We start from the raw sequence: 9,258 nt of genomic DNA on the forward strand, positions 1-9,258 counted from the left end.
TCCCGGACTCTATACGTTGAATAAGACGTGCACCACGTCTCCGTCATTGACGACGTAATCCTTGCCTTCCTGTCGCAGCACTCCCTGCCTCTTCGACTCAGCCTCGCTTCCCCACTTCTTCAGGTCATCGTAGGCCACGACCTCGGCTCTTATGAATCCTCGCTCCATATCGGAGTGAATTGCTCCTGCTGCGCGTGAGGCTGAGTCCCCGTTCGTGATCGTCCACGCGCGGACATCCTTCGGCCCTCCCGTGAAGAACGTGATCTGGTCGAGTGCCTGGTAGGAGAGCCTTACCATCCTGTCCAGTCCCGATTCACCCACAGCCAGCGACTCGCGGAACTCGGCCTCGTCTTCTGCAGACATCTGGGCTAGCTCCATCTCCAGGCTCCCGATCAGGACTGCCGTCAACACATCGCCTTCAGCAATCTCTGAATCCAGTCGCTCCTGGATCTCATCGACCTCATCGACCTGGTCCTCTCCCGCGTTCACCACGACGATCACGGGCTTGGCGGTGAGGAACTGAAACTCTTTAACTCTTCTGTGCTCGTCTGCACTCAGCCGGTGATTTCGGATGGGAATTCCAGATTCGAGCCCTTTCTTGAGAACGGACAACAGCGCCCGCTCCCTTATCAGTGTGTCCTTATCGCCTGACCGAGCACCCTTGCTGTTCTGGTCGATTCGCTCGATTCGACGGTCAAGTATCTCAAGGTCTGCAAACGTCAGCTCGTAGAGCATGGTCTCGATGTCGCGAAACGCATCGACGCCATCGCCACCGTCAGGTACTGAAGGGTCCTCAAAGCCTCTTGCGACTATCACCAGGGCGTCAGCGGTCTGTAGCTGGTTCAGGTACACGCCGGACACGCCCCGAGTCTTTCCCAGGCCTTCTGGTGCAGCGGGAAGATCGACGTAGGTTATTTCGGCCTGCGTCGTCCTGGTTGGCTGATAGATCTCAGTTAACGTGCCCAGCCTGCCATCAGGGACTTTGGCAACCCCAATGTTGGGCCTGGAACTGGAGGTGTACTGCGCGACCTGGGCCGATCCCCTGGTGGCAGCATTAAAGATAGTAGTCTTGCCGCTGTAGGGCAGTCCGATTATCGTGATCTGCATGTGGTCAGACGCGCTGCCTCATTCGTCGTCGAGTCTCCTGTACTCGCCGTCGATCACTCTCTTGCCCTTGCCAGCGTCGTGCCTTGTTCCCTCCTGCGGCGGAGAACCAGAGGCTTCCATTAGCACTTCTCTCGGAGATAGAAGCATGAACATCATTCCCGCCAGGACCAGTACAAGGAGGTCATCCAGTCTACCGATACCCCACGGAATGAAGTCGGGAACAAGGTCAATCGGCAGGATAATGTACGCAACTGCTGCCGGCAAAAGCAGCTTGAGCCGTAACGGTACCCGACTGTCAACCATAAGCCTGAATAGAATTCGCGGGATGCCCGTCATGCTTAACAGGTAGAACAGGCCACGTAGCATGAGACACCCCCTTCAGTTTCTTATACAGATTATAGCTGCAACCGCGCCGAAGTGGAATCGAAAGATGATCTCAGTGGTCATCTCTTTGAGCTGGCATCAAGTCCTCTCTCTCTCACAGGGCTTACAAGGGTAGGTAAACCGACAAATCGTTCGTCCTGAGCTTTTCGAAGGACATCCCCATCCCTTGGACTCCAGCCTTCGCCAGAATGACGATTGGCCAAAAACTACCCTTGTCCGCTCTCTCAAGGAGACCACCAGGGTGGGGATGATACTTGGCGAGTGCCTGCACAGGACAGTTTAAGGGCTCCTGGGGGCTTCCTCAGTCGCATGCCGATCACACTTCGCCTTGCCCGCCCCAGTAGTCGACCAATACAATTCAACTAACCCCCACCCATCTGTGAGAGAGGGAGTACCCATCCAATGACCACGCTCCGGGAGAGTGACCCGCAGATCGCCGAGGCCATCGAGGGCGAGATTCGCAGGCAGCGAGAGAACATAAACCTCATCGCCTCAGAGAACTACGCCAGTCGTGCCATCCTCGAGGCCCAGGGCTCGGTGATGACCAACAAGTACGCTGAGGGCTATCCTGGAAGGCGCTACTACGGTGGCTGCGAGTTCATCGACGTGGCGGAGAGCCTGGCCATCCAGAGAGCCAAAGAGCTATTCGGAGTCGACCACGCCAACGTGCAGCCCCACTCCGGCGCTCAGGCCAACATGGCCGCATACTTCGCCACGATCCAGCCTGGCGACACTGTGATGGGGCTGAGCCTCGACCACGGCGGCCACCTAACGCATGGCAGCCCAGTCAACTTCTCCAACAAGCTGTACGAGTTCGTGCCCTACACGGTCGATCGCGAGTTGGAGCTGATCGACTATGACGAAGTACGCCGCCTGGCGCAGGAGCACTGTCCCAAGATCATCGTTAGCGGAGCTACTGCGTACACCCGTACTATTGAATTCGATAAGTTCCGTGAGATCGCCGATGAAGTAGACGCCATCCTCATGGCCGACATCGCCCATATCGCAGGCCTCATCGCCGCTGGAGAACATCCATCGCCTGCCGGTCACGCCCAGATGATAACGTCCACAACCCACAAGACCCTGAGAGGGGCTCGCGGGGGTATGGTCCTGTGCGATTCAGACCTCGCCCGCAATGTGGACCGTGCCGTCTTCCCCAACGCACAGGGAGGGCCCCTGCAACACGCCGTGGCAGCCAAGGCAGTCACGTTCGGTGAGGCGATGACCGACGAGTTTGCCTCCTACCAGCAGCAGGTCCGCGCGAACGCCAAGGCATTGGGAGAGGCACTGACCAACGGTGGCCTCAGACTAGTCTCTGGCGGGACTGACAATCACATGGTGCTGGTCGACCTGCGTCCCCTGGATGTCACTGGACGCCAGGCTGAAGAAGCCCTTGGGCGTGCCAACATCGTCGTCAACCGCAACGCCATTCCTTACGATCCGAAGCCACCCCGTGTCGCAAGCGGTGTCCGACTCGGCGCCGCAGCCATCACCAGCAGGGGGTTGAAGGAGAACGACACACGTAAGATCGGCGAGCTAATCCTGAGAGTCCTTAACGACATCGGCAACGATTCAGTTCAATCTCAAGTGCGAGACGAGGTACTTGGGCTGACACCGAACTTCCCGATACCGGGCATAGACTTCTAGCGGAGCGTGGTGTGCCGAAGGTCAGGGATGCGATACGGCTTGTAGAGAGGGACGGATGGCTGCATGTACGAACCCGGGGAAGTCATCGACAGTTCCGGCACCCTGATAAGCCAGGGAAGGTAACTATACCGGGACATCTCAGCAAGGACCTGTCGCCGTCAATGTGGAACAGTATCTTGAGACAAGCGGGACTCAAGGGGGAAAGGCAATGAATCTGAATTATTCCGTAGTCTTTGAGCGGATGCCCGACAACTACGGAGCCTACGTGCCGGATTTGCCGGGCTGCATTAGTGCGGGTGATACTTGGAAGGAAGTCCAGGAGATGATTCGGGAAGCTATCGCCTTTCACGTAGAGGGCCTGGTGGAAGACGGGGAGCCGCTGCCGACGCCGAAACTGTCGATCAGCGATGCGATGGCTTATCACATCGCAAACCTTTCCGAGATCGAAGAGTCCTCTCTTGAACTGGAAACCACGTTCGGCATGGTTGAAGTCGAAGTCGGGTTACCAGTGCCAGCCGAGGTGAGTTGACCGCGTTCCCAGTACCATGCATCGACTTCTGACTCAACCAGCATCCATCCGCCGAAAAACATACATTTAAGGCTGATCTCGTGATGGCATTCATGCCGAAATAGCACGTCCGTTAGAATCAGACGTAGGAAGTTGTACGATGCCAAGTCAGGCTGGGAGCGAAGTATTGAGTAGGTCCGCAGTGCCAGCAGCAGGCACTTTACCCGATGGTGACGAGGCCGGCCCTTGATCTGGCTCAAGTGGTCATGGCGAGACCTGCGTTCCAGATGGGTCCAGGTCGCTGCCATTGCGATAGTGATCGCAGTCGGCACCGGTCTGTTTTCAGGCCTGCGAAGCATGAACGTGTGGCGCGGCCTGTCCAACGAGGCCAGCTACGCTGTGGCTAACACGTTCGACCTCCGCGTTGAACTCAGTGAAGGCAACCTTGTGGATCGCGGCACTCTGCTGCGAGTCCTTTCAGATGTCGACACGGGCTCCGTTGCTGTTGCCGAGGAACGACTGATACTGCCGACGCAGGTCTCAATCGAGACAGCTGCGGAGACGATTCTAGTTCCTGGGCGCATCGTAGGCGTTGACGTAGCTAATGGCGGTCCCCACGTAAACTCCCTGCACCCTCAGGTAGGAAGAAACCTCACCGAGGCTGACGCTGAGTCTAACGTCGTAACCCTGGAGCACAACTTCGCCAAGTTCTATGATCTACCACCTCAGGGCTCAGCCCTCCTCGCAGGCGCGGAGCAGGTCGAATACGTAGGCCAGTCACTCGCTCCTGAATACTTCTTCGTCGTAACCCCTGAAGGAGGAATACTCGCCCAGGCAAACTTTGCGGCAGTCTTCACATCGATAGAAACCGCCCAGCAGCTAACCGGCATGGAGCGCAAGGTCAATGACCTCGTCCTGAGGCTTGAGCCCGGAGCGGACGAGGACTTGCTGTACGACTCCATGAGTGAGCGCTTCGGGCAGATTGGTGGAACGGTCAGCCGGCGGCTCGACGATCCATCGATCAGGCTTATGATCGAGGACGTAGAAGGCGACCAGCAGTTCAATACCGTGCTCGCAATTGCGATATTCGGGGGCGCGGTCTTCGCAGCGTTCAACCTGACCAGCCGGATCGTGGACTCCCAGAGGCGAGAAATCGGTGTGGCAATGGCTCTGGGTGTGCCGACGAGGCTGGTTGCGCTCAGGCCTCTCTTATTCAGCGCACAGGTCGCGCTACTTGGCGTGATATTTGGCATCGCGATGGGAATCGGAGTTGCCGAAGCCCTCGGGAGCTATCTGTCCGACTTCCTGCCGCTCCCCGCGTGGCGAACGCCGTTCCAGTTTGGTGTGTTCGCGGCTGCGGGCGCCATTGGCTTCCTGGTCCCGTTCCTTGCAACCGCTATTCCGGTATGGAATGGAGTCAGGGTGGCCCCAATAGAGGCCATCAGGACTGGTCACCTTGCCGACCGCGCTGGTGGGATGCCCAAGCTGCTCTCAATGGTAAGGATTCCAGGACAGACCTTAAGGCAGATTCCCTTCAGAAACGTGGCCCGAGCACCTCGCCGGACGCTGCTGACCGCTTTGGCGATAGGCGCCATAGTAGCCGTCATGGTGACCGTGCTTGGAATGCTCGACTCTTTCATAGAGACAATCGACCGCGTAGGGACCGCTACCGCAGGTACGTCGCCAGACCGCGTAGAGATTGCATTCGATACCGTCTATCCGACGGATTCCCCGTTAGTTGAGAATATCCTTGACTCGCCGAGTGCCGGTTCGACAGAGACTTTATTTCGTACTGGCGGGTTGCTGTCGCATGGCGAAGAGGCCTTTGAGGTCCTTGTCGAGTTCATAGACTACGAGAGCGACCTCTGGCTCCCAACAATAGTGGATGGTTCGTTCGATGCCTCCGGTCCTGGTGTCGTGATTGCCGAAAAGGCAGCAGAGGACCTTGGGGTTGGACCCGGAGACACGGTCACTCTGAGTCACCCTACTGTGTCCAGCGATGGCGTGTTCAGCCTTGCTCAGTCGGAACTGGAAGTTGTCGGGCTGCATGCGAACCCGCTGAGGATAGGGACTTTCGTAGACTGTCGACATTGCGGGTCGCTGGGAGTTGCTGACATGACGAACGTCGTCTTGGCAATGCCAGCGCCTGGGGTCGAGGTGGACACACTCAAACAGGAGATGTTCGGCCGCCCCGGCGTGGCGTCGGTCCAGAAGGCGACGGCATCGAGTGAGGTGTTTCAGGACCAGTTCGAGCAGTACACTGGCATCTTGGGATTCATATTGGCTTTTGTCGTCCTGTTGGCGCTGCTGATCGCATACAACACCGCAAGTATCAACATGGACGAGAGGCGACGTGAGCACGCGACCATGCTGGCCTACGGATTGCCAGCCCGTACGATTCTGGGTATGGCGATGACTGAGAGCGCTGTACTTGGCCTCATCGCGACAGCCTTTGGGATGGTCGGCGGCTATCTGATGCTTCAGTGGGTAGCCAACGTTCTCATGCCAAACGCATTCCCCGACCTTGGACTCCAGATTGTGTTCAACCCCGCCAGCCTCGTTACGGTTATCGCACTGAGTGTAATCGCTGTAGCTGTCGCCCCCGTATTCACGATATTCAGACTGAGGAAGACTGACATCCCATCGACACTGCGGGTAATGGAGTAGCAGAACTCCAGCCCATGGCGTTATCACATTGATTCAGTTGATATATGGAGATGACCTGGTAGGAGTCGAGGAGGCCCTGGCCGAGAGGACGGCTAACTCCGGCTCCGATGATCTGCGCGACATCAACCAGATCACTCTGCGTGCCGACGACCTGACACCAGACTCTGTGATGGCAGCGGCTTTCACTGTGCCCTTTATGACCGACCGTCGGACCGTCGTCGTCAAGGACCTGCTTACAAGGTTTGAACGAGGCAGGCCCCGTCGGGGCTCATCGCCTGCTGGAGGCAGAGATCCCCTGGGTGAGTGGTCAAGTCTGCTGGACCAGCTTGGCGCCATGCCGCCTACCACCGATCTTCTCTTTGTGGACGGTGGACTGTCGGGTAACAACCCCTTGCTAAGGCGGCTGTCTCCGATGTCAGAGGTGCACGAGTTCAGGATGCCATCCGACCGCGACCTGCCTGCTTGGATATCCAGTCGTGCAACCAGGATCGGCGTGAACATCGACCGAAACGCATGTGCCGTATTGGCGGATGCCGTTGGGCGCCAGCCGATGCTTATTGACTCAGAACTTCATAAGCTCGCACTATACTGCGGGGACAGACCGGCGTCCGCTGAGGATGTCAGGGAAATGGTGGCCTACGTTCGCGAGGCCAACATATTCCAGGCTGTCGACGCCGTTATCGACGGCAGGTCCGACGTTGCTCTCCGGCTGATTGGCCGAATTATGGACGACGGCAACCCGGCGGTCTATGTCATGACCATGATCGCTAGGCAGATACGTCTCCTGCTAATGACCAACGACTTGTTGAGCAGGGGAGAGCCGCAGGATCAGTTAGGTCGCCGCATACGTCTCTCGGGATGGGTACTGAACAAGACGCTCCAACAGGCCCGCCGTACCAGCCAGCAGAACCTGGAATATATGCACGAACGGCTGGTGGAGACCGATCTGCTTCTGAAGACCAAGCCGATCGACGAGCAACTCGCACTGGAGATGCTCGTCGCCGAGTTGACCACGCACCGCTTCTAGTGCGAGGCAATGCGGAGTCCGAGGACCCGGACTCCGATGTCTTCGTTAGATCGTGAAGCTGTCAAGGAGCTGAGACACAGGCCGCGCTGGGGCCTTCTCCGAGATATTGTCGATCCTCTGGTCGAACGTAGGACGGTCGGTGTCCTTATAGACAACACCGAGAGGGACGCCTGGGGCCGACGCTATCTGGAAGGCTGCTTCCGGATCAGTCTCGTCATAGTCGTCTGGAATGTCGTACGCGATCCCGGGGATGCCCTTGCGGCTGTTGCCCCTCAGCAGGTCGTAGGTATTGTTGTATTCGGTGCATGGTGACTGGACGTGGACGATGGAGAATCCTGGATGTTCCATCGCCTCAGACATCATGGCGGACATTGGGCGAACCTGGCTCGACATCGTGGAAGCTATGTACGAGACGCCCATGCTCAGATACATCTGGAACGGGTTGAGCTTCTCTTCGGCTTTGCCGAATGGTGTAGAGCTGGTGACCACGCCAAGCTCAGTCGTTGGCGAGCTCTGGCCCTTGGTAAGGCCGTAGACGCCGTTGTCCATGACGACCGCGGTAACGTTGAGGTTGCGGGCCGCCTGTGGCCCTATGTGCTCGAAGCCGATGCCGAGGAAGTCGCCATCTCCAGCTACCACTACCACGTTCAGGTCCGGTCGGGCCATCTTCACGCCCATCGCGATGGGTAGTGAGCGACCGTGGATCCCGTGGAAGCCGTATGGCTGCTCGTCGCTCTCGAGCATGTGGACCATGTTCCCGGAGCAGCCGATGCCAGCCACGACCACGTTGTTCTCCATTGGCGCCTCTGTCTCGGACACGCGGCGTTGGAGGGCCCCCTCAAGGGCTCGGCGTACACCGAAGTCGCCACAGCCTGGGCACCACTTGAAATCGTACTCAGGGTTCTTTGAGGTCATGCTGGCACACTCTCCTTCTGATGGATGCCTGCCTTTTCAGTTATGGCCTGCACCAGGTCTTTCGTCTTGAAGGGCAGTCCGGTGATCTGCGTAATGGACTCTGCGTTGATTCCGAGCATCCTCAGATGCGCGGACATCTGGCCCATGAAGTTGAGTTCAGGGACGATCACCAGGTCCTTGCTTCGCAGTTCCTCCACCATTCCGCTGGGAAGCGGATTCAGGAACATCGTGTAGTACCAACCCAGGTCCGCGCCCTGTGCTGTGAGTTCACGCCACGCTCCGAGTGCGGGCCCCTTGGAGCCGCCCCACGGCATCACTGCGACGCTTGCCGATGTGTTCTCGCTCTCGTAGGAGCCGTCCCTCAGCAGGTCGAGCTTGCTGAACCGGCGCGTGGTCATCTGGATGTGGCGCTCCGGCCTGTGGGTGGTGTCACCCATGCCGTCGTGCTCCGACCCGTTAGCGACGTACGAGCCCGGCCCACCCGGTATGGGCATCGGGGAGATCTCCCAACTCTCATACCTGTGATAGCCGTTAGTGCCCTGGTAGGTCTTTCTGCCTTCCACATTGACCTTCGACAGGTCAGGCTTGGGAATGTTCTGGTTGCGCTCAGACAGCATGTGCTCGCTCAGGATTCCGCCCAGTTGAGCGCATGGATCGCGGCGTAGAAGCACTCTTCGACGGTGCCCGGAGCGATGATCGGAAGCTGCACATCGCCGTGGCCCGGGTACATCGCGGTCATCAGGTCGGACTGCTCTGTCTTGGTGGGAAGACCCGTGGACGGCCCACCGCGTTGGATGTCGGCGACGACCAGCGGAATCTCAGCCATCCATGCGAGTCCGAGTCCTTCGCTCATTAGGGAGAAACCTGGCCCGGCTGTCCCTGTCATCGCCTTCTTGCCCGCGAAACCGGCGCCTATGATGCTGGTGATCGACTCGATCTCAGACGTCGCCTGGTACACGAACTTGCCGGGTCCCGCGAGGTTGCTCTCCAGCCAGACGAGCAG

General features: G+C 58.3%; 10 protein-coding genes. 5 read left to right on the forward strand and 5 right to left on the reverse strand.

The window, feature by feature from the left end; all coding sequences use genetic code 11:
• Positions 1–9 precede the first annotated feature (9 nt).
• A complete protein-coding gene (ychF, locus tag J4G14_03935) occupies positions 10–1,107 on the reverse strand; it encodes a redox-regulated ATPase YchF (GenBank protein ID MCE2456946.1) in 1,098 nt (365 codons plus the stop codon).
• 18 nt (positions 1,108–1,125) lie between these two features.
• Positions 1,126–1,473 (reverse strand): DUF1232 domain-containing protein, encoded by a 348-nt coding sequence (locus tag J4G14_03940; GenBank protein MCE2456947.1) that lies wholly within the window; start codon positions 1,471–1,473, stop codon positions 1,126–1,128.
• A 420-nt stretch (positions 1,474–1,893) separates the two neighbouring features.
• On the opposite strand from J4G14_03940, the gene J4G14_03945 reads away from it, so the two are divergent.
• The 5 genes from J4G14_03945 (at position 1,894) to holA (ending at position 7,340) form a co-directional block, all read left to right on the forward strand.
• Positions 1,894–3,138: a serine hydroxymethyltransferase gene (locus J4G14_03945; protein MCE2456948.1), complete on the forward strand. Its 1,245-nt coding sequence runs from the start codon at positions 1,894–1,896 to the stop codon at positions 3,136–3,138.
• A gap of 11 nt (positions 3,139–3,149) precedes the next feature.
• Entirely contained in the window at positions 3,150–3,350 is a 201-nt protein-coding gene (locus J4G14_03950) for a type II toxin-antitoxin system HicA family toxin (GenBank protein ID MCE2456949.1), read from the forward strand.
• A gap of 2 nt (positions 3,351–3,352) precedes the next feature.
• Positions 3,353–3,667, forward strand: a complete 315-nt coding sequence (locus J4G14_03955) for a type II toxin-antitoxin system HicB family antitoxin (protein ID MCE2456950.1) — start codon at positions 3,353–3,355, stop codon at positions 3,665–3,667.
• 225 nt (positions 3,668–3,892) lie between these two features.
• Entirely contained in the window at positions 3,893–6,313 is a 2,421-nt protein-coding gene (locus tag J4G14_03960; GenBank protein MCE2456951.1) for an FtsX-like permease family protein, read from the forward strand.
• A 28-nt stretch (positions 6,314–6,341) separates the two neighbouring features.
• A complete protein-coding gene (gene holA / locus J4G14_03965; protein MCE2456952.1) occupies positions 6,342–7,340 on the forward strand; it encodes a DNA polymerase III subunit delta in 999 nt (332 codons plus the stop codon).
• A gap of 45 nt (positions 7,341–7,385) precedes the next feature.
• Here holA and J4G14_03970 read toward each other — a convergent pair whose 3' ends face one another.
• The 3 genes from J4G14_03970 to J4G14_03980 form a co-directional block, all read right to left on the reverse strand.
• Positions 7,386–8,255, reverse strand: coding sequence for a 2-oxoacid:ferredoxin oxidoreductase subunit beta (locus J4G14_03970; GenBank protein ID MCE2456953.1), 870 nt, complete (start codon positions 8,253–8,255; stop codon positions 7,386–7,388).
• A complete protein-coding gene (locus J4G14_03975) occupies positions 8,252–8,872 on the reverse strand; it encodes a hypothetical protein (protein ID MCE2456954.1) in 621 nt (206 codons plus the stop codon). The genes J4G14_03970 and J4G14_03975 overlap by 4 nt, the downstream gene beginning before the upstream one ends.
• 8 nt (positions 8,873–8,880) lie before the next feature.
• A partial coding sequence (locus J4G14_03980; protein ID MCE2456955.1) for a 2-oxoacid:acceptor oxidoreductase subunit alpha occupies positions 8,881–9,258 on the reverse strand: 378 nt, incomplete at its 5' end.

This window comes from Dehalococcoidia bacterium, assembly GCA_021295915.1.
Classification (GTDB): domain Bacteria; phylum Chloroflexota; class Dehalococcoidia; order Lucifugimonadales; family UBA1123; genus VXRN01.

Coding starts and splice junctions, on each gene's coding strand:
- ychF (MCE2456946.1), bottom strand. CDS start 1,107: ATGCAGATCACGATAATCGGACTGCCCTACAGCGGCAAGACTACTATC.
- J4G14_03940 (MCE2456947.1), bottom strand. CDS start 1,473: ATGCTACGTGGCCTGTTCTACCTGTTAAGCATGACGGGCATCCCGCGA.
- J4G14_03945 (MCE2456948.1), top strand. CDS start 1,894: ATGACCACGCTCCGGGAGAGTGACCCGCAGATCGCCGAGGCCATCGAG.
- J4G14_03970 (MCE2456953.1), bottom strand. CDS start 8,255: ATGACCTCAAAGAACCCTGAGTACGATTTCAAGTGGTGCCCAGGCTGT.
- J4G14_03975 (MCE2456954.1), bottom strand. CDS start 8,872: ATGCTGTCTGAGCGCAACCAGAACATTCCCAAGCCTGACCTGTCGAAG.